This window comes from Cobetia amphilecti, from assembly GCF_032923285.1.
In the GTDB taxonomy this organism is placed as follows: domain Bacteria; phylum Pseudomonadota; class Gammaproteobacteria; order Pseudomonadales; family Halomonadaceae; genus Cobetia; species Cobetia amphilecti.
Window position 1 is genome coordinate 1,688,592 of record NZ_CP136695.1, and the last position, 21,148, is coordinate 1,709,739.

The 21,148-nt window shown below is 62.2% G+C and carries 22 protein-coding genes; 14 read left to right on the forward strand and 8 right to left on the reverse strand.

The window, feature by feature from the left end; translation table 11 throughout:
* Positions 1-186 precede the first annotated feature (186 nt).
* Together R1T44_RS07260 and R1T44_RS07265 are read left to right on the forward strand one after the other, a co-directional pair.
* A complete protein-coding gene (locus R1T44_RS07260) occupies positions 187-792 on the forward strand; it encodes a YceI family protein (protein WP_153635363.1) in 606 nt (201 codons plus the stop codon).
* Positions 793-930: 138 nt separating this feature from the next.
* The gene (locus tag R1T44_RS07265) at positions 931-1,881 is read left to right on the forward strand and encodes a SanA/YdcF family protein (protein ID WP_153635364.1); all 951 of its coding nucleotides are present in this window, start codon (positions 931-933) and stop codon (positions 1,879-1,881) included.
* Between the two features lie 105 nt (positions 1,882-1,986).
* Here the strand turns inward: R1T44_RS07265 and R1T44_RS07270 are convergent, their stop codons facing one another.
* The 4 genes from R1T44_RS07270 to R1T44_RS07285 all read right to left on the reverse strand — a co-directional run bounded on the left by R1T44_RS07270 (position 1,987) and on the right by R1T44_RS07285 (position 5,984).
* Positions 1,987-2,445 carry a hypothetical protein gene (locus R1T44_RS07270; RefSeq protein ID WP_043335223.1) on the reverse strand — a complete coding sequence of 153 codons (459 nt, stop codon included), beginning with the start codon at positions 2,443-2,445 and terminating at the stop codon, positions 1,987-1,989.
* 322 nt (positions 2,446-2,767) lie between these two features.
* Complete coding sequence (rimK, locus tag R1T44_RS07275) at positions 2,768-3,676, reverse strand: 30S ribosomal protein S6--L-glutamate ligase (RefSeq protein ID WP_043335225.1); 909 nt, start codon at positions 3,674-3,676, stop codon at positions 2,768-2,770.
* 197 nt (positions 3,677-3,873) lie between these two features.
* Positions 3,874-4,383 carry an ATP-dependent zinc protease family protein gene (locus R1T44_RS07280; protein WP_082388802.1) on the reverse strand — a complete coding sequence of 170 codons (510 nt, stop codon included), beginning with the start codon at positions 4,381-4,383 and terminating at the stop codon, positions 3,874-3,876.
* Between the two features lie 476 nt (positions 4,384-4,859).
* Entirely contained in the window at positions 4,860-5,984 is a 1,125-nt protein-coding gene (locus R1T44_RS07285) for a DUF3549 family protein (RefSeq protein WP_153635365.1), read from the reverse strand.
* A 780-nt stretch (positions 5,985-6,764) separates the two neighbouring features.
* Between R1T44_RS07285 and R1T44_RS07290 the strand changes: the two genes are divergently transcribed.
* The 3 genes from R1T44_RS07290 to R1T44_RS07300 all read left to right on the forward strand — a co-directional run bounded on the left by R1T44_RS07290 (position 6,765) and on the right by R1T44_RS07300 (position 9,082).
* Positions 6,765-7,499, forward strand: a complete 735-nt coding sequence (locus R1T44_RS07290) for an amino acid ABC transporter substrate-binding protein (RefSeq protein ID WP_197738747.1) — start codon at positions 6,765-6,767, stop codon at positions 7,497-7,499.
* Positions 7,500-7,646: 147 nt separating this feature from the next.
* Complete coding sequence (locus R1T44_RS07295; protein ID WP_043335389.1) at positions 7,647-8,321, forward strand: amino acid ABC transporter permease; 675 nt, start codon at positions 7,647-7,649, stop codon at positions 8,319-8,321.
* On the forward strand, positions 8,318-9,082 hold the full coding sequence (locus tag R1T44_RS07300; RefSeq protein ID WP_131431600.1) for an amino acid ABC transporter ATP-binding protein: 765 nt from the start codon (positions 8,318-8,320) through the stop codon (positions 9,080-9,082). Before R1T44_RS07295 ends, R1T44_RS07300 begins: the two co-directional genes overlap by 4 nt.
* Positions 9,083-9,284: 202 nt before the next feature.
* Here the strand turns inward: R1T44_RS07300 and R1T44_RS07305 are convergent, their stop codons facing one another.
* Positions 9,285-9,551 carry a late competence development ComFB family protein gene (locus R1T44_RS07305; protein ID WP_054556810.1) on the reverse strand — a complete coding sequence of 89 codons (267 nt, stop codon included), beginning with the start codon at positions 9,549-9,551 and terminating at the stop codon, positions 9,285-9,287.
* A gap of 199 nt (positions 9,552-9,750) precedes the next feature.
* Positions 9,751-11,739 carry a cation:proton antiporter domain-containing protein gene (locus tag R1T44_RS07310; protein WP_082388800.1) on the reverse strand — a complete coding sequence of 663 codons (1,989 nt, stop codon included), beginning with the start codon at positions 11,737-11,739 and terminating at the stop codon, positions 9,751-9,753.
* A gap of 75 nt (positions 11,740-11,814) precedes the next feature.
* On the opposite strand from R1T44_RS07310, the gene R1T44_RS07315 reads away from it, so the two are divergent.
* Positions 11,815-12,180 (forward strand): YqcC family protein, encoded by a 366-nt coding sequence (locus R1T44_RS07315; protein ID WP_153635368.1) that lies wholly within the window; start codon positions 11,815-11,817, stop codon positions 12,178-12,180.
* Positions 12,181-12,297: 117 nt separating this feature from the next.
* Complete coding sequence (locus R1T44_RS07320; RefSeq protein WP_153635369.1) at positions 12,298-12,798, forward strand: gamma-glutamylcyclotransferase family protein; 501 nt, start codon at positions 12,298-12,300, stop codon at positions 12,796-12,798.
* 135 nt (positions 12,799-12,933) lie between these two features.
* On the opposite strand, the gene brnQ is transcribed toward R1T44_RS07320, so the two are convergent.
* Entirely contained in the window at positions 12,934-14,274 is a 1,341-nt protein-coding gene (gene brnQ / locus R1T44_RS07325) for a branched-chain amino acid transport system II carrier protein (protein WP_197738709.1), read from the reverse strand.
* Between the two features lie 269 nt (positions 14,275-14,543).
* Entirely contained in the window at positions 14,544-15,842 is a 1,299-nt protein-coding gene (locus R1T44_RS07330) for a DUF1853 family protein (RefSeq protein WP_153635370.1), read from the reverse strand.
* Between the two features lie 1,267 nt (positions 15,843-17,109).
* Here R1T44_RS07330 and R1T44_RS07335 point away from each other — a divergent pair.
* The 7 genes from R1T44_RS07335 (at position 17,110) to R1T44_RS07365 (ending at position 21,003) form a co-directional block, all read left to right on the forward strand.
* The gene (locus tag R1T44_RS07335; protein WP_153635371.1) at positions 17,110-17,451 is read left to right on the forward strand and encodes a hypothetical protein; all 342 of its coding nucleotides are present in this window, start codon (positions 17,110-17,112) and stop codon (positions 17,449-17,451) included.
* Positions 17,452-17,538: 87 nt separating this feature from the next.
* Positions 17,539-17,871 (forward strand): hypothetical protein, encoded by a 333-nt coding sequence (locus R1T44_RS07340; RefSeq protein WP_153635372.1) that lies wholly within the window; start codon positions 17,539-17,541, stop codon positions 17,869-17,871.
* A 96-nt stretch (positions 17,872-17,967) separates the two neighbouring features.
* Complete coding sequence (locus R1T44_RS07345; protein ID WP_043335408.1) at positions 17,968-18,300, forward strand: hypothetical protein; 333 nt, start codon at positions 17,968-17,970, stop codon at positions 18,298-18,300.
* 105 nt (positions 18,301-18,405) lie between these two features.
* A complete protein-coding gene (locus tag R1T44_RS07350) occupies positions 18,406-18,738 on the forward strand; it encodes a hypothetical protein (RefSeq protein ID WP_153635373.1) in 333 nt (110 codons plus the stop codon).
* Between the two features lie 623 nt (positions 18,739-19,361).
* Positions 19,362-19,613 (forward strand): hypothetical protein, encoded by a 252-nt coding sequence (locus tag R1T44_RS07355; RefSeq protein ID WP_317292820.1) that lies wholly within the window; start codon positions 19,362-19,364, stop codon positions 19,611-19,613.
* 315 nt (positions 19,614-19,928) lie between these two features.
* Entirely contained in the window at positions 19,929-20,168 is a 240-nt protein-coding gene (locus R1T44_RS07360) for a hypothetical protein (protein ID WP_153635374.1), read from the forward strand.
* A gap of 73 nt (positions 20,169-20,241) precedes the next feature.
* On the forward strand, positions 20,242-21,003 hold the full coding sequence (locus R1T44_RS07365; protein ID WP_317292821.1) for a haloacid dehalogenase type II: 762 nt from the start codon (positions 20,242-20,244) through the stop codon (positions 21,001-21,003).
* The last annotated feature ends 145 nt before the right edge of the window (positions 21,004-21,148 follow it).

Genomic DNA, 21,148 nt, shown 5'->3' on the forward strand with positions numbered 1-21,148 from the left:
CATGGCCGTCAGTCGCAGTAACACTTGGGCGAGATGCAGCAAACGCAACCGGATGGGCGGGAACCTCTCGTCCATCCGGCTATCCAATTCACGTTGCTGAGCGTCCGGGCAAGTTGCTGCCTCGGGCCGCGTCGGCACGTCCGTTTGACGGTTTCCCGTATCACCTGCCTCAAGGAAGACTCCCCAATGCGATTCCAGACTGCGCTGCGCACCCTGACCGCCACCCTGATCCTGAGCACCGCTGCCAGCGCGCAGGCCGCCTGGAAGCTGGATGGCGATGTGTCACAGCTGAGCTTCCAGACCACCAAGATGGCCAAGTCGGGCGCCAGCACCGTCGAGACGGATGCTTTCACCTCCTGGCGGGCGCGCGTCAATGACGCCGGTCAGCTGTCGGTGGAGATCGACCTCGACTCCGCCAGTACCGGCATTGACATTCGTGACCAGCGCGTCAGCGAGAAGCTGTTCGAGTCCGGCACCTATCCGTTGGCCGTGATGACCGCCAGTCTCGACATGCCGACCCTCAAGGTGATGGAGCCGGGTGATACTCAGAAAGTGGATGTCGAAGGCCAGCTGACGCTGCACGACAACACCCAGAACCTGCCGATGAGCCTGCAGGTGACACGCCTGCGTGGCGATCGCTGGCTGGTGCAGACCCTCACGCCTGTGATGGTCGACGCTGAGCAGTTCGCGCTGGTTGATGGCATTCGCACCCTGCGTGACCTGGCCGGGCTTGGCAACATCGCGACCCAGGTGCCAGTCAACGTCAAGGCCGTGATGGTGCAGGAAGACTGAGCGGAGTCACCCGCATGCGTGGCCGGGGAACAGTCAGTGCTGGCAGAGCCTCGGCCGCTTGGGTAGGCTGGGCGCTCATGCCTGCACGATGTGACGGTAACGGCAGGAAAGACAGGCAGGGATGGGCGTGAGGAAGAGATGCAGCGAGTGATCATGCGGGCTGGCTGGACCATCGTCGGTCTGCTGGCCGCCGGTGCAATGACGGTGGTCGGGCTCAACCTCTGGGTCGTGATGGCAACGCACGATCGCATTGCCACGTCACCGCTGACCTGTCAGAGCCGTGAGGTGGGGATCGTGTTCGGCACCTCCCACGGCCTGGTGGGCGGGGGCAGCAATCCGCACTATCAGGCGCGCCTCGATACCGCCGCCCAGCTCTACCGCCTGCGCCGCGTTTCCAACCTGCTGCTCTCGGGAGACAACCGCACGCGTTACTACAATGAGCCGATGACCATGTGGCGTGATCTGCGAGCACGCAACGTGCCGCAGGAGTTCATGACGCTCGATTACGCGGGCTTCTCCACCTTCGATACCCTCGTGCGAGCGCACAAGGTCTTCGGTGTCGACGAGGCGGTGCTGGTCACCCAGCCGTGGCACCTGCCGCGCGCGCTGTTCATCGCCGATGCACTGGGTCTGGAGGCGGTGGGCTGTCCGGCCATCTCCGAGCGCCAGCCGCCGGGGCTCAAGCTGATGCTGCGCGAGTGGCTGGCCCGTGCGGCGACAGTGGGTGATCTCTACCTGTGGGGGCGCAAGCCGCGCTTCCTCGGGCCGCAGGAGTCGCTGCCGACGCCGGTGTTGTCATCGCACTCATCATCGCATCCCTCATCATCTCACTCCTCAGACAAGCACGTGATGTCGACGCGAGAGGACTCCGTGACAGCCGGAGCAGGGCAGCAGGCCGCTCCCAATCGTGATGTGGCGGATGGAGTGGAAGTGGCGGATGGAGTGGATGTGACGGATAAAGAGAATGCTGCCGACACGCCGGACCCGCATGCCCTCGCGCGTCAGGCGCAGGCAAGCCTGCTGGCCAGTCTGCCCGGAGTGAAGCAGGCATTGCTCCAGTGGCTGCCTGTCAGGTCTGATACGAACTAGCCGCGCATTGGCCTCGTCAGACGCACAAGGTCAACACGAAAACGCCCCGCACTTCCTTTGGAAGGCGGGGCGTCTTGCGTTCACGGCCTGGCGGCGGGCAGGTGGCTAGCCGGCGCGGCGGCGGGCGGCCTGACCTGTCTGGTGACGGTACAGCTCGCGGATCAGATGGCGGCAGTTGTGGAAGATGCCTTCCAGTACCTTTTCCATGCTGTCAGGCAGTGGATGCGTGAAGGCGGTCGAGCAGGCCTGCATCAGGACGCGTTCCTGTTCGAGCAACTCGTTGATCAGCACCTGATTGTCATTGCCGACGATGCTCTTCAGGCGACTCCATAGCCACATGTAGTCATCGCGCTCGACATCGGCGTCGCGCGGCATCAGGCTCAGATGCTTGCGTGTCTCGACTTCCAGGGCCTGTTTGAGCTCGACACGGCTCGCATAGAAGGGCTCGAAGGCCTTCAGGAGCGCGGGACGCAGCCGTTCGGCGTTATCCTCGAAATAATCAAGACTGTCTGCCAGGGCTTCCTGGACGCTATCCATCGCCACCTGGCGATTGTCGAGAAACATGGGCGGTCACCTCCTCCGTCAGAAGAGATTGTGCGGGTGAAAACAGTGTTTTTCTACCCCTGAAGGGCAGAAAGTCAGGATATTTATTCCCGCACTGTCAATCCCTGCAGTTTACGACAATACAATGACGTTCTGGTGACGATCATCGTTGCCTTTCAGGCGCTGGCCTTGCCCTGTTTCCATCGCTCACGCTTGTGCACGCGCGGCCATCTGACCCAGAGACGCCAAGGGTGCAGTCATGACGACCTGCACCCTTGATCAAGCGTTGCGCGCAATGCTCTCAGGCTTCAGCGCTAAGGCTCAAGCCCTCAGCCCTCAGCCCTTAGCCCTTGGGCTTGGGCGGAATCTTCTTGGCCGGCGCGGCGGACTTGGCGATGTGATCGATGATCAGACCGGCGATGTCCTTGCCGGTGGCCGTCTCGATGCCCTGCAGGCCCGGCGAGGAGTTCACTTCCATGATCACTGGGCCATGATTGGCGCGCAGCAGGTCGACACCGGCGACGGACAGGCCCATGGCCTTGGCGGCGCGGATGGCGGTGGAGCGCTCTTCCGGCGTGATGCGGATCTCGCTCGCGGTGCCGCCACGGTGCAGGTTGGAGCGGAACTCGCCATCGGCCGCCTGACGCTTCATGGACGCCACCACCTTGTCACCCACCACCAGGCAGCGGATGTCGGCGCCACGCGCTTCCTTGATGTATTCCTGCACCATGATGTTGGCTTTCATGCCCATGAAAGCCTGGATCACGCTCTCGGCGGCCTGGTTGGTCTCGGCGAGTACCACGCCGATGCCCTGGGTGCCTTCCAGCAGCTTGATGACCAGCGGCGCGCCCTTGACCATGGTGATCAGGTCGGGGATGTCATCCGGCGAATGCGCGAAGCCGGTGACCGGCAGGCCCAGCCCCTTGCGCGACAGCAGCTGCAGGGAGCGCAGCTTGTCGCGTGAGCGGGAGATGGCCACGGAATCATTGACCACGTAGGTGCCCATCATCTCGAACTGGCGCAGCACGGCGCAGCCATAGAAGGTGACCGAGGCACCGATGCGCGGCACGACCGCATCGAAGTGCTCGATCTCGGCACCCTTGTAATGGATGGACGGGCGGTGCGAGGCGATGTTCATGTAGCAACGCAGCGTGTCCACCACGCGCGCGGTGTGGCCACGTGCCTCGGCGGCCTCGATCAGGCGACGGGTGGAGTAGAGGCGTGAGTTACGCGACAGGATACCGATATGCATGAAATCCTCCGGAGCCGAATGGGCCAGACAGAGATAGGAATGAATCAGAAGAAGACTGACGTGATGCCCGTCAGGAGGCGTGGTATTCGCCGGTGAAGCCTTTGTCGAATCGAGGCGTCACGCGATGCAGATGGCACCGGGGCCAGCGTCTTGAGGCGAGATGCCGAAGCATGCCGCCGCGCGCCTGGCTGGTGCCGTCAGGGTTCGCCGTGCAGATAGGCGGCGCCCGGTGCGACCAGCAGGCGACGCAGGGCACGGCGCCCCAGCAGAATGGGGTGACGCATCTGGGAGCGGTCCACCAGCGTCATGTCGATATCGTAGTCGAGCCCGGCCAGCTTCATGCGCGAGCGAATCGCGTAGCGCCACTCGGCCTGACCATTGGATGAGCGCACGCGGCGGCGATCATGCACCGGCGTCTCGACCGTATGCGGCGGGGAGTCGCTACCGCCGGTCCGGGTGATGAAGCGAACCCACAGATCATCGTTATGTTCGAAGACCTCGATGCTCTCGGCATGCAGCGCACTGGAATGCGCACCGGTGTCGATCTTGGCATTGAGGTGCAGCTTGAGTTCCGGCAGCTCGATCAGCTCACGCCGACCCACCACGCCCCGCGGACGAAAGCCCAGCAGGTCATGATTCAGTGTCTTGAGATCGAGGGGCGGTGCCTTGTCGATGTGATGACGCGAAGTGTTCTTGTGATGCGACATGTTTCATCCTGAATCAGAGGGCGTGAGCGAAGCGGGCAGCGGCTCACGGCATGAAGACACCGGGCAGGCGCGGCACAGCGTAATGTGCGTTGCCGGCATGGCGGGGTAATGGCCAGGCGGGCGCGCAGCATAGTCACTTAACGTACTGACAGCAATCCTTGCTGAAGCCTCTTTTTTCGCCTCACGAATCGGAGATGACGGTGGCGCTGGCAACGCCCGGCAAAACCGCCCCGGGCACGCGGTCATGGCACGCGGTGATGGCGCGCTTTCATCGCCGTCAGACGCCTCGCTTGCGGGCGCTGGGCAAGTCACCCACGGCCACAGGCGCGGGTGGCATCGTGCAACTGGCGCGTCGCAACTTGCCCTGTTCACCGGTGCCGATCAGCCCCGATTCCACGACTCGATCAAGTGTCCGATCAAGTGTCGTGGGTTATGCGCATGATCTCAAGCACTGTCACCTGTGGGCATGCCCGGCGTCAATGACGCGGGGCAGGATTGCCGGTATCGGCCTGGCGAGTTAGGGCGGCGAGCGCCTGACCCAGCGGGCTGTCCGCGCTTGCATTGCGCAGCGTCATCAGCACCGGCAGACGCAGACGCGGAATCAGGGCGAGGTCGCGGGCCAGGGCAGCGAAGTTGGCCTGCGGGCAGCTGGCCAGGCGGGTCAGGAAGGCCGGCAGACGTTCGGCATCTTCCAGGTGGGCGTAGCCGCGCGCGGCGATTGCGACCAGCACGTCGACATTGACGGCCTCGTCGTCGGCCAGCAGGGCATCGATCCACTCCGCCGCCGCAGGCCGTGGGCTGGCACCGGCGGCCCGCAGGCAGGCGCACAGCGTCTCCAGGTCCCCCAGGTCACGCGCGGCCTGGCCACGCGCGATCAGGGCGGAGAGCAGCTCGGTCTCGTATTCCTCCGGCAGCTGGCCAGCCAGCTGGGCATGGGCGGGCGGCGCCTGCTCCAGACACAGCGCGATGGCGCGCAGCGGCGTATCCGGCAGGTCAGCCAGACGCTGCACGAAGGCGGCGGCAAGCTCGCCGGACAACTCGCCGCGTCGTGTCAGCACGTCGGCAATGCCCTGCAGGCCCAGTGACGGCCAGTCATCCAGCGGTAGCTGGGCGGTGAGATACTGCTCGGCGAGCTCGTAGTACTGGCTGGCAGGGCGGTCACAATCGAGGCTGGCGCGGGCGTGCAGCATGGCGCGCAGGCTGTCATCCGGCGTGAAGGCCAGCGGGTTGTCCTGCATCAGGTTGTCGATCTTGCCTGCCTCGGCCTGCTGGAGATCAGGCCGGCCGACGGTCAGCGCCGTCTGACCCAGCGTCGTGATCAGGCGTTCGAGGAAGGCGTCGCGTTGCGCGGGAGACAGACGGCCTTCCTCATCCAGCGGCAAGGCCAGAAACCACACCAGCGGATCGTCGAGCCCGGCCGGACGGAACACGCATGCCAGGCGTGCCTGGCCCTTGAAGGGCTGCTCCCACGGCTGCTGTTCGGTCTCGAAGGCTTCGAGTTGCTCAAGACTGAGCGGCGCCAGGGTGCGACCCAGGTGATAAAGGTGCAGCTCGGCGCCGGTGCGTGTGAAGAAGTTGCTCAAGGAAGAGAGAGGAGTCATGAGGCTCACCACGGCTGTGTCTCCGCCACGCCTCGGCTTGGCGTGTGGAAGAACGGAAGAAAAGAGTCTTGTCGAGCATCATTGCCAGGCGTGGCATGTGTCGTTGAGTGACAGCTGCCGGCGCGTGACATGTGCCTGAGCATGTCTGGAATGGCAGCGACTTTAGCGATTCACCGGCTGTCATGCCACCCGCTGGCGTGTGATGGCGGCCAGAGGGAAGAGGGCGACCTGATCCTATTATGGCCGCTCTTTCGGCCCGTAACGGCTTGACAGATTACGCGGCACCTCAAGTCCCGCTGAGCGTTTTGCAGGTTGATGATTTTTTGATCAATTTTCGTCATCCCACGACTGGCGTGGCTTGCAGCGTGACCGAGGCGGGTTATCCACAGCATCGTCCACGGATGGCGTGAATAACTGTCATCCACTTGTCGTCAGGCTGACATCTAGCGCTGCAGGTAGCCCAGACGGCGTCACTGGCCCGCCATGACAGGCATGCTAGAATCGCGCTCATTGACAGAATTGCTGTCTTATTCCTTCTGGTTATGTCCTTAAGGGATGAAATGATTGGGAATGCGGGGCAGTCCCGTTATCCTATACAACCAAATCACATATAAAAGGCTGTGCTTATACCTGTTCTGTTGGCTAGACATCCGCGATCAGCCGAATGTCAGCGACCGTCCAGCGCCAATGGCTCAGTCTTGCGATCCACGAGGAATCCCGATGCGCCAATCACGTTCGCTCGCAGCTGTCTTCTCTTCTACCGCTCTCAAGGGCGCCGTGATGGCTGCCGCGCTGGGCGCGACCACCCTGGGCAGCCTGGCGGCACAGGCTGACACCCTCAAGGTCGGCATGTCGGGCGGCTACTTCCCGTTCACCTTCGTCAAGCAGGACAAGCTGCAGGGCTTTGAAGTGGATGTCCTCAACGCCGTCGGCGAGATCACCGGCGACGACATCGAATTCGTGACCATGAGCTTCTCCGGCCTGATCGGCTCGCTGGAAGCCGGCCGCATCGACACCGTGGCCAACCAGATCACCATCACCGATGCACGCCAGGCCAAGTTCGCCTTCACCCAGCCCTACGTCTACGACGGGGCTCAGGTGGTCAAGCGTCGCGGCAATGACGAGATAACCGGCGTCGAGTCCCTCAAGGGCCACAGCGTGGCGGTCAACCTGGGCTCCAACTACGAAGCGCTGATGAAAGAGCTGCCGTACGCCGACCAGATCGACATCAAGACCTATGAGTCCAACATCGAGCAGGACACCGCTCTGGGCCGTGTCGATGCCTTCGTGATGGACCGCGTCAGCGCAAGCCAGGTGATCCAGAAGACGCCGCTGCCGCTGGAACTGGCTGGCAAGCCGTTCTCGCGTCTGGAGAACGCACTGCCGTTCCGCAAGGACGCCGAAGGCGAGGCCAAGCGTGACGAGGTGGATGCCGCGCTGACCGAGCTCAAGGAAAATGGCCGCCTGGCCGAGATTTCCAACAAGTGGTTCGGCAACGACATCACCACGCCTTGAACATTGCTTGCTGCGCCCTGATACAAGGGCGCATGCCAGGATGTCATGTGCAAACGGGGTGACGGCTTGACCGTCGCCCCGTTGTCGTCATGTCGACGGGTGTCTTTCCAGACCCTCAGCCAAGCCCCCAGCCTGTCCGGATAACGAATGGATACTCTCAATATCGATTACATGCTTGGCCTGTTGCCGGTCATGCTCAAATACCTGCCACTGACACTCAAGATGGCCTGTATCGGCATGGTGGCCGCGCTGGTGCTGGCCTCGCTGTTGGCGGTAGTGCGGGTGCTCAAGGTGCCGGTGCTGAATGCGCTGACCATCGTGTTCATCTCCTTCTTCCGCGGCACGCCGCTGCTGGTGCAGTTGTTCCTGTTCTACTACGGCCTGCCGCAGGTGATGGCGTTCCTGACCCAGATCGATGGCGTCACCGCGACGATTCTCGGCCTGACGCTGCACTTCTCGGCCTACATGGCCGAATCCATCCGCGCTGCCATCGTCGGGGTCGATCGCAGCCAGACCGAAGCGGCGCTCTCCATCGGCATGACCAATGTCCAGCTGATGCGACGCATCGTGCTGCCCCAGGCGGCCCGCGTGGCGGCCCCCACGCTGATGAACTACTTCGTGGACATGATCAAGTCCACGTCGCTGGCCTTCACGCTGGGGGTGACCGAGTTGATGGGCGCGACCCAGAAGGAAGCGGCCAGCAGCTTCCTGTACTTTGAATCCTTCATCATGGTGGCCATCGTCTACTGGGTGATGGTGGAAGGGCTGTCCTTCGTGCAGCGCTGGATGGAGAAACGTCTCAACAAGGCCTATCAGCGATGATTGCAGTCAGAAACCTGGTCAAGAAATTCGGCGGGCAGGCCGTACTCGATGGCATCACTCTGGAAGTGAAGCAGGGTGAGATCATCGTCGTCATCGGCCCGTCAGGCACCGGCAAGTCCACGCTGCTGCGCTGCATCAACTTCCTCGAGCAGCCCGATGGTGGCGAGATCCAGATCGGCGAGCGCAAGGTCGAGGCTACACGCGCCAGCCGTCACGACATTCTCGGTCTGCGTCGCAGCAGTGCCTTCGTGTTCCAGAACTATGCGCTGTTCGCCAACAAGACGGCGCTGGAGAACATTGCCGAGGGCCTGATCGTCGTCAACGGCTGGCCCAAGGCCAAGGCGCACCAGCGAGCGCGCGAGATTCTCGAGCGTATCGGCATGAGCGAGAAGGCGGACGCCTTCCCGGCGGCTCTGTCAGGCGGTCAGCAGCAGCGTATCGGCATCGGGCGCGCCATGGCCGCCCAGGCCGAGGTGATCCTGTTCGATGAGCCGACCTCGGCACTGGACCCGGAATGGGTCGATGAGGTGCTGGAGCTGATGAAGCAGCTGGCGGTCGAGCGCCAGACCATGATCGTGGTCACCCACGAGATGCAGTTCGCGCGGGAAGTCGCCGACCGCGTCATCTTCATGGAAGGCGGGCGTATCGTCGAGCAGGGGCCGCCGAGTCAGCTGTTCAGCGCGCCGAAGGATGACCGCACGCGCGCCTTCCTGCGCAAGGTGCTGGATGAAGTGCCGCCGCAGTGCGCCGAGGGCATCTGATACTGCCCGGTTGAGGTAATGCCCCTCAGGTCACGTGAGGTAACGCCTCGGGCAGTACCTGCGACAGACACAACGGCCACCGCGATATCCATCGCGGTGGCCGTTGTCGTTTCGCTGGCGGTGATCATTAATCCGTTTCTGGTGTTGCAGGGCGCGTTCAGGGCGCGTTCAGGGCGACGCTTCATGGGGCCGCAGCGTGTGGCTAGCCGTGGCGGGGCATCGAGCGCACCTTGTCGAAGGCTTCCTGAAGCGCCATCGAGACGCGCTCTTCCAGCAGCTCCTGCTCGGCGGGTGCCATGTAGAACGCCATGTCGACGTCGTGGCGGATATAGCGGGGCGCCAGCTGATTGAGCGCGATGCAGGCCACGTCTTCGCGGCTGTCGACATCCATGGCGTGGCTATCGGGATGCAAGCGCAGCTGGTCGAGCACCAGCTGCTCCATGTAATTGTGTACGCCTGCGCTTTCCATGTGTATTGCCTCCTGGTGATGGGTGCTATCTCCCATGCAGGGCCGTGCCCCCTGACATGTCGATCCCTTCAGTGTGCTCATCAGTATGTTCATCCGAGCTGACTCTCTGTGACGCTCTCCCTCCCGCACGCCAGCTCGGTTGCTGGCGGCAGGACAGCAGGCGGCGGAGTCTTGGGTGTCGCCTGCCGCTCAAGGCCTGTCAGCCGGTCAGCAGGCGGGTTTCCGCCTCTTCAATATGATCAGCCAATCCCGATAATACCAGTGTATCGCCACACGCCAGCGTCAGGTCGCCGGTGGGTTCTTCCAGGTTCTCGCCACTGGCGCGCACCACGCGTGAGACGAGAATGCCGCACACTTCCGGCAGGGCGATGTCGTCCAGTCGCCGGCCACAGGCCCAGGCATCGGCGGTCAGCGTCAGTGGGTGTCGTCGCAGCAGCGGGTTGCCGCGTTTGTCGGTCAGCTGGGACTGCTGACCATGGAAATAGCCATGCAGCATGCTGTAGCGCGCCTCACGCGCATTCTGGATCGAGCGCGCCACGCGCCGGAAGGGCACCTCGAGATTGACCAGCACATGCGAGACCAGCATCAGCGAGCCCTCGAGTACCTCGGGAATCACCTCGGTGGCCCCGGCGGCCTTGTAGGTCTCGAGGTCCGCGTCATCCTGGGTGCGCACCAGCACCTTGAGGTTCTCGAGTTCCAGCGGCTGGATGGCGCGCAGAATGGCCAGCGCATGCGAGAGCTGATTGACGGTGATCACCACCTGACGGGCGCGCTCGATACCGAGCGCGCGCAGGATTTCCAGACGCTGAGCATCACCGAACACCACCGGCTCACCGGCGCTGGCGGCCTCGTGGACGCGGATGGGGTCGGCATCGATGGCGATCCACTCAAGTTTCTCCTGAGTGAGAAATCGCCCCACCGTCTGGCCGACACGCCCGAAGCCGCACACGATGACATGGCCACTGAGCGGGGCGGTGGCGGCGCTCAGCTCCGCGGTGGTGTGCGGGTTCTCCTGGGTGGGCGTGGTGGAGCGACACAGGCGGCGCGTCAGCTGCTGGTTGTGGCGAATCAGGCTTGGCGTGACTACCAGCGAGCCGATGATGATCGCCACCACCAGGCCGACGGTCTCGTTGTCCATCAGGCGTTGCTGACTGGCCAGGGCCAGCAGCGCGAAGCCGAATTCGCCACCCTGGGACAGCACCAGGCCAGTGCGCAGCGCGCTGTCCAGCGGGCGGCCGGAGAGGCGCGCCAGTCCGGTGATCAGCAGTGCCTTGGTCGCCAGCAGGCAGGCCACGCCGATGACGACCCAATACCACTGGGCCAGCAGCACCTGCGGGTCCAGCAACATGCCCACCGAGACGAAGAACAGCCCCAGCAGGATGTCGCGGAAGGGCCGGATGTCGGCCTCGATCTGATGGCGGAAATGGCTCTCGCCGAGCATCATTCCGGCCAGGAAGGCGCCCAGCGCCATCGACAGGTGCAGGCTGTGGGTCAGCCAGGCGGAGAACAGCGCCACCAGCAGCACGGTGAGCACGAACAGCTCTTCCGAGCGCGCGCGCGAGATTTCCTGGAACACGAACGGCAGCACCCACTTGCCGATCATCAGCATCACCGCCACCAGCCCGAGCCCCTTGATGAGCATCAGGCCCAGGTCGCTGAGCAGCTGGCTGCCATCGCCGGCCATGGCCGGAATCAGGATCAGGAACAGCAGGGCGGCGAGATCCTGGAACAGCAGCACGCCCACGGCGGCGTGGCCGTGGGGGCTGTCCAGTTCATTCCAGCGCGCCAGTTCCCGCGTAACGATGGCGGTGGAGGAAAGCCCCAGTGCACCGGCCGCGACCAGCGCCGCCGCCGGTGACAGGCCAAGCGCCGAGCCCAGTGCCCAGAACAGGCCACTGCATACCGCCACCTGACAGGCACCCAGCCCGAACACCGTGGTCTTGAGGGCGCGCATCCGCGGCACCGAGAATTCGAGGCCGAGCGAGAAGAGCAGAAACACCAGCCCGAATTCCGACAGGAAGGCGAGTTCTTCCGGGCGACCGATCCAGCCCGCCAGATGAGGGCCGACCAGAAAGCCGACCGCCAGATAGGCCAGCACCGGCGGCAGATGCAGGCGGCGGAACAGCGCCGCGGCCACTACCGAGGCTCCCAGCAGTATCATCACATCATTGAACAGCGTGTCTGCCATGCGGCCTCCTGGCCTTCCGTGAGCATCATCGGGATAATAGCGTGAACGAACCATGCATGATTTGACGGAGGTCGCATGAATCCGACTGAACAACCCCAGGACGGCGAGATCGCCGGCAATCCCTACGACGAGCTGCGCGCGCTGCTGGCACGTCTGGAAGCGACCATGAAGGCAGCAGACCTGTGGCGCATGGACACGCCATCCCCGCAGGCCTTCATGAGTGTGGAGCCATTCTGTGTCGATCACATGGACATGGGCCAGTGGCTGCGCTTCGTGTTCATCGCCCGTCTGCAAGCGCTGTGCGATGCCCGCGCGCCGTTCCCCGCCAAGTGTGAAGTGGCGCCGGCCATCGAGGCCTGGTTGAAGGATGCCCGCCCCGAGCGCCGCGTGGCGATGACGGAAGTGATTCGCGAGATCGACACGCTGATCACGACGCACTGATTGCCGGGTAGGGGTCTCACCTCGCACTGAGCCTCCTCTACCCGACACCTCCCACTCTGCCCCTATGCAGGCGTGATGCCCTCGCATTGCGCCTCGAGACAACTGTCAGGCGCTTGCATGGCCTATTACTTCGCCTACGGCAGCAACATGAATCCGGCGCGTGTCGAGGCACGCATCGGCGAGACGCGACGGGCCGTGCATGGTTGGCTGCAAGAGCATCGCCTGAGTTTCGACAAGGCCTCTCGGGTCGATGGTATCGCGCATGCCAACGTGCAGCCTGCGCCGGGCGAGCGCGTCGAAGGCGTGCTGTATGAGCTGCTCGAGGCCGAGCAGATCACGCTGATGGACCCCTTCGAAGGCCGCCCGCATGAATATGAGCGTTTCCTTCATTCCATCGTCACCCGCGAAGGCGTGATCGACGCCTGGGTGTATGTGGCGCTGCCCGAGCGCACCGCCGAGGGCCTCAAGCCGGCACGCGAGTATCTGGAGCACCTGCTTGGCGGGCGTGACTTCCTGACGCCGGACTACTTCACGGCACTGAGCGGCGTCGAGGCCGTGCATGCGCTGGATGACGCCACCCTGGCTCAGCTGGGCCTGTCGCGTAGTACGCCGCGCTGACGGTCGCCTGATAGCTGACGGGTGCCTGTCATCTGTTTTCTGTCACCTGTCATGTCGCAACAAAAAGCCCGCCTCTCGTTGGAGAGGCGGGCTTTCGTGTTTCTGGTCACGCCGCGCGACTGATTGGCGTGAGCCTCAGTCCTGCGCGGCCAGTGCCGGGTCCAGGTTCGTCTGGTCACGACGGCTGGCCAGCATGCCGATGATCAGCCCCGCCAGCGCCGGCGCCAGCCAGCCCAGATTCATCGAGGCCAGCGGCAGCAGCGGCTCGATGCGGTGCGAGATGGCCATCAGCGAGTCGATGCCGCTGGCTTCGAAGCCATCCAGCAGGCTGACCAGCAGCGTCAGGCCCAGGGTCCAGGCGAACACGCGCGGCGCATCATGCAGGCGCGGACGCAGGTAGGACAGCAGCGTCAGCACCAGCACCAGCGGATAGAGCGTCACCAGTACCGGAATCGAGACGCTGATCAGGGTCGAGAGGCCCAGATTGGCGATCAACGCCGAGGCCACGGCCATCACGATCACCAGCAGGCGGTAGGGCACGCTCGGCAGCAGGCGATGGAAGAACTCGCCGCAGGAGGTCAACAGGCCCACCGCGGTGGTCAGACACGCCAGGGTGATGACCAGCGCCAGGATCAGCTTGCCGGCATCGCCGAACAGTGCCTCGACGTAGACCGGGATCAGTTCGCCCTTGGCCGCTTCGCTGACCAGTGCATGGCTGGTGGCGCCCATGTAGGTCAGCGGCAGGTAGACGGCGGCCAGACAGATGGCGGCGATGGCGCCGGCCCACAGGGTGTAGCGGGTCACGTCAGCGGTCGCGGTGATGCCGCGTGCCTTGATCGCCGAGACGATCAGGATGCCGAACACCATCGAGGCCAGCGCATCCATGGTCAGGTAGCCCTGCTGGAAGCCGGTCATGAACGGCGCCTCGGCCCACTCGGGACTCACCGGCCCCAGCGGCCCCTGTGGGTCGATGATGGTGAACAGCGCGATCAGCGCCAGCAGCGCGATCAGCAGCGGCGTCAGCCACTTGCCGACCACATCCATCAACTTGCCCGGGCTCAGCGCGATCAGCGTGGCGATGCCGAAGAACAGCACCGAATGCAGGGCCAGGCCGCTCTGTGCTGACATGTCGATGAAGGGGCGCATGCCCATCTCGAAGGCCACGGTGCCGGTGCGCGGAATCGCGAACATCGGCCCGATGGACAGGTAGATGGCGACGCCGAAGGCCGCGGCTGCCCACTTGGGCAACGGCGAGGTGATCTTGTCGAGGCCACCGCCGATCACGGCCACCGCGACGATACCGGCCAGCGGCATGCCGACACCGGTGGCCAGAAAGCCCAGTGCCGCCGGCCAGAATTCGGCACCCGCGCCCTGACCCACCTGAGGCGGGAAGATGATATTGCCTGCGCCCAGAAAGAGGGCAAAGGTCATGAAGCCCAGCGCCACGATGTCGAGGCTGGAAAGTCGTGTTTTCACTATGACGTCCTACGGATTCAGCAGATGCGTTGCAGCAGGCGTCATCAGGTGACCGATGAGGTGGTCGGTCAGGCAAGAAGACGTGCCGAGAAGCCGTTGGCTAGCGACAGGGGTGGGTCACCAGCAGACCCGGGAGCAGCGGGGTAGTGTTGCGCGCGGGCCGAATGGCGAGATCAGGCTGATGGATTGTCGCCACCCTGATCTGACGCGGCGCATTATCGTTGATTTCACGTGGCAAGACAAAGCCATCAGCAAGCCACGCGGCAGGCTCACTGCGCGGCAGGCGCCGGGGGCGGTAGTGGAATGAAGCTCGGCCAGTCGTCCGGCACCACGAAGATCCGCCATTGCTGGCGGGGCGAGCTGGCGGTGGTCGGCTCGCCGTCAGGCGCCGCCACGCTGCGCTCCAGCCACAGCTGGCGGGGGTGTTGATGCGTGCGCTGGCGGCTATGCTGCTGAGCCGGCGCGTCTTGCTGAGCCGCCGTGACTTGCTGAACCGGTTCGTCCGGCCTGAGGTCGTCAGCGGCAGGTGGCACGAAGTGATCGCGCAGCCAGCGGTCAAGTTCATGCCATGGTTGTAGCGACGCCACGGGCGGGGCGGCCAGCCAGGCAGGCTTTTCCCTGACACAGCCCAACAGCGGGCCGTCATGTATCGGGGAGGCCTCGAGGGTCTGACAGAAGGCAGCGAACTGACTGACGCTCATCCACCAGCCGGCCTGGCGCGCACTCTCGGGATGGCAATGGCGGGGCGGGGGCAGCCAGTCGGCGGGAGCTATATCTGGCTGCCAGGGGCGAAACAGGCAACCGGGCAATGCCAGTTGCTGGCCTGCAAGCAGCGGGGCAGGCGGATCTTCTGCCAGCGGTGAGTTCGTCTCGCTCGCGCCTGCCTGTCTGGCCAGTGCTTGTCTGGCAAGTGCCTGGCGGATCGTCTGCTGTCCGCGCTCGGTATAGGCCAGGGGCAATTGATGCTCAAGGCTGCGCTGATACTTGATGGCGAGGCTGTCGGCGCCGCCGGGGCCTATCCAGCGTGCCGGGCTGTCAGCCGCTTCGGGGCCTTCTGGCAGGCCGAGATAGAACTTGATCGCGACCTCCAGGTGCGTGGGCGCCGTGTCCTGCGCCGCCAGATAGAGCATGTCCAGCTCGCCCAGCGTGATCTTGCCCTGGGAAATCCTGAGGTTGTTGACCAGCAGGTGACTGCCGGGCGCGTGTGCCAGCACGAATTGCCAGAGCAGCTCATGGTAGTGGCCCAGGCGATAGTGGCGGCGCTCATTCACGGCGGCCTCGAGCGCGTGGGGCGCCTGCTCCAGTGTCATCAGCCAGCGGTGGCGGACGCGGTCATCCTCCAGCCCGAGTGCCGCCAGGGACGGGCGCGGGTAACGCGCAAGCTGCAAGAGGTCCGGGGCACTCAGAAGCCAGGCGATATCCCTGACGCGCGGGTGACTGTAGCGCGCGCAGTCGCGGCGCAGGTCGCGGCCGGTCGCACAGGGGGAGTCGGCCCATTGGGCAAAAGGGGGCGATGACTCGGCTGCACCGGGCGATGCATGGGATTGGGCTTCGGGCTCGATAGGCATGACGCCAGTGTATCCCACGTCGGATGACGGTCGATAATGCGCGACTTCGTTCGGGGCTGGCTCTGTGTGAACCGAGCCGAGTGCTGCTTGCCGGCCGTGGTGTCCTGCTGGTGCTCCTTCTCTCCCTCTATCTACTCCCTTCTCCTTTCCCTTCCTCCACTCCCACTCTCTGCTCTCTCTGTCTTCTCGCTCCTTTCCCTCACTCGCCACTCTTTACCCGACCCTTTACGCCAGCCTAGCGCTGCTCACGCGACACTTTCTCGCCGTTTTCTTGACGCTCTTCCACCACGTTCTGCCGTCCACCGCCGGAAATGCGACGGCCGTCCCCAGGCTGTCATCATTTTGACATCGTTGCATGGGTCGCCTAAGCGATTGAAAACGTTGAGATTACTTCGCGTGGGTGGGTGAGGGTGCTTCAGTCCGGGTTGGAAGAGCGCTGAATTGATTCGATGAGAGAATCAATCCTGTTCCGGCGCGGGGATATATCCCGCGGCTCGCGAGGTTCACAATGCACTCCATCAACGTTGCAGCAAATATGCAGGGCTGATGAGGCGGTATTGACCTCGAGCTCTTGGTTGTCGAGCGACATGAATCTTCTCGACATCAGTGGGCAAGGCGTCACCGACTGACAGTGTGAGGGGCAGAATCCACACCCTGAACAATCGGTCAATGAATATTCGTAAAGATTGATGTGCACAATTTCTTGCTGCTAGACGCTGTTTTCAGGCGTCTCAGCCAAAGCAGAAAGAAAAATACGCATTTTCTTGTTTTTGTGGCATCCAGTTCTGCTGTGGCGACGTATAACTCATCAGCACAGCAAGACACACCCTGCAGCGTGCAGCATGTTCGACCAAGGTGGTGGGCGAGACACTGTCTTCCTCAACCAAAGTCGATAGTGATCTGCCAGGCCGAAGCGCCGCTCAAGGGGATGGGCCAGCACGCAAACAAGGAATTCTTGCACTCTCCATGTTGTACAAGTCTTTTTCAGAACCGATGCAATAGCTTTATGGGTGATGAGAGGGGCAGTAGGGGCAAGCGCTGGGGAAGGCCGTTCGTTTCCAGTGGCGTTGCTCAAAGAGAAACAGTGAGCTTCCAGTTGCACGGCTAGTTTGAGCGCAGCATAACAATTAGTCTGTTAATAATCGAAACGCAGCACGCACCACAGTCAGTGAAGGCCAGGACCCGGACAGGGGTCAGCAAACCACTCCTTCACTGACTGACAACGACTCAAAGCGGAAGCATCCGCACCAGGACCAGGAGATACACCATGAAAAACATTTCCCTCAAGACTCTGATCGCTACCGTCGCCATCGCCACTGCCAGCACCTCCGTATTCGCAGCCGACGATAGCCCTGCCGCCGTGCGCGTCCAGAACGCCATCAGCAGCCAGCAGATCATGGGCCAGACTCAGCCGGCTGCCACCAGCCAGCAGGGCTTCTCCGAAACGGGCATGAGCGTTGCTGCCGGTCGCGTTGAGCAGGCGCTCAATGCTGACCACATCCGTGGCGTCGATACCGCTGCCGTGTCCCAGGCCAACGCCACCGTCAATGATCAGGGCAAGAGCGTCGCCGCTAGCCGCGTTCAGCAGCGCATCAGCGACAACGCCTGAAGCAGAGTGGGCCACGCTGACAACTCGGTGACCCCCGAACATCGCCTCACCTGACATTCGATCCTTGCCCATTTCTGGAGAATCATCATGAAAACCCTGACTTCCCTGATCGCCGCCGCTGCCATTTCCATTGCTGCCACCGGCGTTGCCACCGCTGATGAAAGTGTTGCCGATGCCCAGGTGCGTGCCGCACTGAGTGAACAGGTCATCCACGGCCAGGCGCAGCCCGCCGCGACGCAGCTGAATGCTGCCGAGTCCGGCATGAGTGCCGCTGCCAACCGTGTCGAACAGTCCCTGAACGCCGACACCATCAAGGGTGAGCAGACGCACGCCGTCTCCCGCGGCCAGAGTCTGAGCAACGACAACGGCAAGAGTGTCGCGGCATCACGCTTTGAAGATGCGCTGAACGGCAACGCCTGAGTCTGCAGGTCCTGATTCATGGCCTCAGGCCCGGGACCACAGCAGCACTGATCTCCCTTTTATCTATTCGCTATTCACTTTTTCTGGAGTCATCTAATGAAAACCCTCAATGCCCTTATCGCCGCCGTTGCCCTGTCCGTGACCGCCACTGGCGTCGCCAATGCCGATAGTGTTGCCGACCAGCAGGTTCGCGCCAACATCAGTGAATCCGTGATCCACGGTCAGGCTCAGCAGGCAGCCACTCAGCAGCAGGCCATCACCGATGCAGGCAAGAGCGTTGCGGCCAGCCGTGTCGAGCAGGCGCTGAACAGCCAGACCATCAAGGGCCAGCAGGCGCAGGTCACTCGCGACACCCAGCAGTTCGTCAATGATTCCGGCAAGAGCGTTGCCGCGTCACGTGTCGAGCATGCCCTGAACGACAACGCCTGATGCGTCGCGCCGTCACACTGACGGCAGCGAACAAGGACTCTGCTTGCGACCTGGCTGACCTTTTTACCCGGTTGACCCGATAAAAGATTTCACTGGAGATATTTCATGAAAATGCTCAATACCCTCATCGCCGCCACCGCGCTTTCCGTTGCTGCCACCGGTGCTGCCTTGGCAGACAGCGTCGCTGACCTTCAGGTGCGCTCTGCGCTCAGCGAATCCAGCATCCACGGCCAGGCCCAGTCCGCCGCCGCCGAGCAAGCCACCTTTGCCGATACCGGCATGAGCGTTGCCGCGGGTCGTGTCGAAAGCTCCTTGAACGATGCTGCGATCGAAGGTCAGCGCGAGACCCTGGCGTCCGACTCACAGCAATTCGTCAACGATGCTGGCAAGAGTGTTTCCGCGACTCGCGTCCAGCATGCTCTGAGCGAAAGCGTCTGAGCCAGATTGTCTGAGCCAGATTGTCTGAGCCAGGTTGTCTGATTCAGGTTGTCTGAGCCCCGCTCTGATTCGTGACCACGCATGGCAGCAACTGACCCAAGCGTCCCCGTAGCAAGTGTCGTCATGAGCAGCAGCAAGAGTTTTAAGTAGCTAGAGCTTGAAGACATAAGGTCTTGGAGACATAAGGGCTTGGAGACATAAGGGCTTGGAGACATAAGAGCTCGAAGAATCAAAAGCGTGAACAAGCCAGTCGTAAAGCAGTGTCACTGACACTGATCGCCAGGTGATACCTCGTCGCGAAGTGAAACGACAGTCTGACCCTTCCTGAAATGGCCGGTATCTGTCGGGAGTCATCCCGCGCAGCGACGCCCCGTGCCTCGTACGATGACGTAGAAGGGTCCCGCCATGGGCAAGCCTGAATATCGCGCCATCGTAAACCGCATCCTTGTGGGTAGTGCTTGTTGATGGTCTTTATCAATAGGTCACGTGGGTGATGTCAGTTATCGACTCTGATAGATATCCCGCCTGGATATACCCAGTACTTGAAGTGATCAATGATGTGTCACTTCATGGCAACTCGATAGTGAAAATGAACGGAGGATAGAAAGATGATCAAGTCATTCATGACTCACGGCCTGGCAGCGTTTGCCCTCGCCACCAGCGGTCTGGCCAGTGCCGATATCAGCACTGATGACAGCAGTAACGTGCGATTCAATAGCGCTCAATCTCACGGCATCCACAGCGAAGTGCGTGATTATCAGAAGAGCGAAAAGCGCTACGCCGCAAATCCTGACATTCTGATCACCAGCCGTGGCAATGTGTTTGCCGATAGTGATGTGCATGGTGCAGTCGATATCGACGCTGACCATCGCTGAGCTTTCGATGCTGACGGTTCACACGACTCGGTTCACACGACTCGGTTCACACGACTCGGTTCACACGACTCGGTTCACATGACTTCATGCCGCAAGTTGTCATTGCGAAACAATTGAAGCGCTGTGATTTGATTGCCACTGCTTGAATCACCGCGCAGCGACGATTGAAGGCGTAGGCACTGATGCGCAGCCAGTGACTACCGACATTCAGGGAGAGCGAAAGGAAATATCCCAGACGTAGAGACACTTGGATAGTGAGCAGAACGCTTGAGCAAGGGCTTTGGGACCCTCCACCATCCCCTCTAGAACGACCTGGTGGCAAAACCCTTTCTCAAACGCTTTCCTGTCCTGGGTGTCGCTGTCCCGACATTCATTGCCCGCCACCATGGCGGGTTTTTTTATGCCCGGATTCCAGAAGGGCACAGCAAGTGGCTGGTCGACTCTGTGTATGGCACCTTGCTTGATGCCCGCAATATTCTGAGGGTTTTCCAGATGATTCGTAAGGATTCATCGGCAGTTCACTGTGTGGATGTCATGATGCATCACGGTGATTAAACGTTGTTGATTGCCGGCCTGCATGTCGGATATCCCGAGGCAGGATGCCATGATATCAATCAAGTGGAGGCCCATGATGGTGCGCGGAAAACTCAAGAAAGTGGCGGGTTCATTGGTGTTGGGCGTTGGTCTGATGTCAGGGAGTGTGATGGCGGGTGATGTCGTCGAAAAGCCCAAGGTGCTGATCTTCGATGTCAATGAAACGCTGCTGGATCTTGCCTCGATGCGCAGTTCCGTCGGCGAGGCACTGGGGGGAAGAGAAGACCTGCTGCCCCTGTGGTTCTCGACCATGCTGCATTATTCTCTGGTGTCTACCGTGACTCGGGATTACCACGATTTCGGGCAGATCGGTGTCGCCTCGTTGCGGGTGGTCGCGCAGAAAAACGGTGTCGAATTGACGGATGAGCAGGCGAAGAAGGCCATCATCACCCCGTTGCTGACACTCCCGCCTCACCCTGATGTCAAGGAAGGTCTGGCCAGGCTGAAGGCGGAAGGCTACAAGATCGTCAGCCTGACCAACTCGTCCAACAAGGGCGTCCAGGCGCAGTTCGAAAACGCGGGATTGCTGCCGTATTTCGATGCGCGCTACAGCATTGAAGATATCCAGATCTACAAGCCGGACCTGCGTTCCTATGAATGGGTGCTGGACAAGCTTGATGTCGAACCCGAGGAAGCCATGATGGTCGCGGCACATGGCTGGGATGTCGCGGGCGCCAAGGAGGCGGGCTTGCAGACCACGTTCATCGCCCGCCCGGGCAAGGCATTGTTCCCGCTGTCAAAGAAGCCCGATCATGTCGTGAAGGATGTGAACGAACTGGCCGACATTCTGCAATAGCACCAGAACCCTTGATTGGCAGAACCCTTGATTGACAGGTGCTGAAGATATTCTGTCATCATGGCGTTTATGGCATCGGTGAGGCTGGCGGGCGTCGAGTGACAGGGCAATTTGCCTGTTCATCGTGAGATTGCCAGCCTCATCG

Bases quoted from the DNA above. Each gene is read 5' to 3' on its own strand.
- R1T44_RS07260 (WP_153635363.1), top strand. From the start codon at position 187: ATGCGATTCCAGACTGCGCTGCGCACCCTGACCGCCACCCTGATCCTG.
- R1T44_RS07265 (WP_153635364.1), top strand. From the start codon at position 931: ATGCAGCGAGTGATCATGCGGGCTGGCTGGACCATCGTCGGTCTGCTG.
- R1T44_RS07270 (WP_043335223.1), bottom strand. From the start codon at position 2,445: ATGTTTCTCGACAATCGCCAGGTGGCGATGGATAGCGTCCAGGAAGCC.
- rimK (WP_043335225.1), bottom strand. From the start codon at position 3,676: ATGCATATCGGTATCCTGTCGCGTAACTCACGCCTCTACTCCACCCGT.
- R1T44_RS07280 (WP_082388802.1), bottom strand. From the start codon at position 4,383: ATGTCGCATCACAAGAACACTTCGCGTCATCACATCGACAAGGCACCG.
- R1T44_RS07285 (WP_153635365.1), bottom strand. From the start codon at position 5,984: ATGACTCCTCTCTCTTCCTTGAGCAACTTCTTCACACGCACCGGCGCC.
- R1T44_RS07290 (WP_197738747.1), top strand. From the start codon at position 6,765: ATGGCTGCCGCGCTGGGCGCGACCACCCTGGGCAGCCTGGCGGCACAG.
- R1T44_RS07295 (WP_043335389.1), top strand. From the start codon at position 7,647: ATGGATACTCTCAATATCGATTACATGCTTGGCCTGTTGCCGGTCATG.
- R1T44_RS07300 (WP_131431600.1), top strand. From the start codon at position 8,318: ATGATTGCAGTCAGAAACCTGGTCAAGAAATTCGGCGGGCAGGCCGTA.
- R1T44_RS07305 (WP_054556810.1), bottom strand. From the start codon at position 9,551: ATGGAAAGCGCAGGCGTACACAATTACATGGAGCAGCTGGTGCTCGAC.
- R1T44_RS07310 (WP_082388800.1), bottom strand. From the start codon at position 11,739: ATGGCAGACACGCTGTTCAATGATGTGATGATACTGCTGGGAGCCTCG.
- R1T44_RS07315 (WP_153635368.1), top strand. From the start codon at position 11,815: ATGAATCCGACTGAACAACCCCAGGACGGCGAGATCGCCGGCAATCCC.
- R1T44_RS07320 (WP_153635369.1), top strand. From the start codon at position 12,298: ATGGCCTATTACTTCGCCTACGGCAGCAACATGAATCCGGCGCGTGTC.
- R1T44_RS07330 (WP_153635370.1), bottom strand. From the start codon at position 15,842: ATGCCTATCGAGCCCGAAGCCCAATCCCATGCATCGCCCGGTGCAGCC.
- R1T44_RS07335 (WP_153635371.1), top strand. From the start codon at position 17,110: ATGAAAAACATTTCCCTCAAGACTCTGATCGCTACCGTCGCCATCGCC.
- R1T44_RS07340 (WP_153635372.1), top strand. From the start codon at position 17,539: ATGAAAACCCTGACTTCCCTGATCGCCGCCGCTGCCATTTCCATTGCT.
- R1T44_RS07345 (WP_043335408.1), top strand. From the start codon at position 17,968: ATGAAAACCCTCAATGCCCTTATCGCCGCCGTTGCCCTGTCCGTGACC.
- R1T44_RS07350 (WP_153635373.1), top strand. From the start codon at position 18,406: ATGAAAATGCTCAATACCCTCATCGCCGCCACCGCGCTTTCCGTTGCT.
- R1T44_RS07355 (WP_317292820.1), top strand. From the start codon at position 19,362: ATGACTCACGGCCTGGCAGCGTTTGCCCTCGCCACCAGCGGTCTGGCC.
- R1T44_RS07365 (WP_317292821.1), top strand. From the start codon at position 20,242: ATGATGGTGCGCGGAAAACTCAAGAAAGTGGCGGGTTCATTGGTGTTG.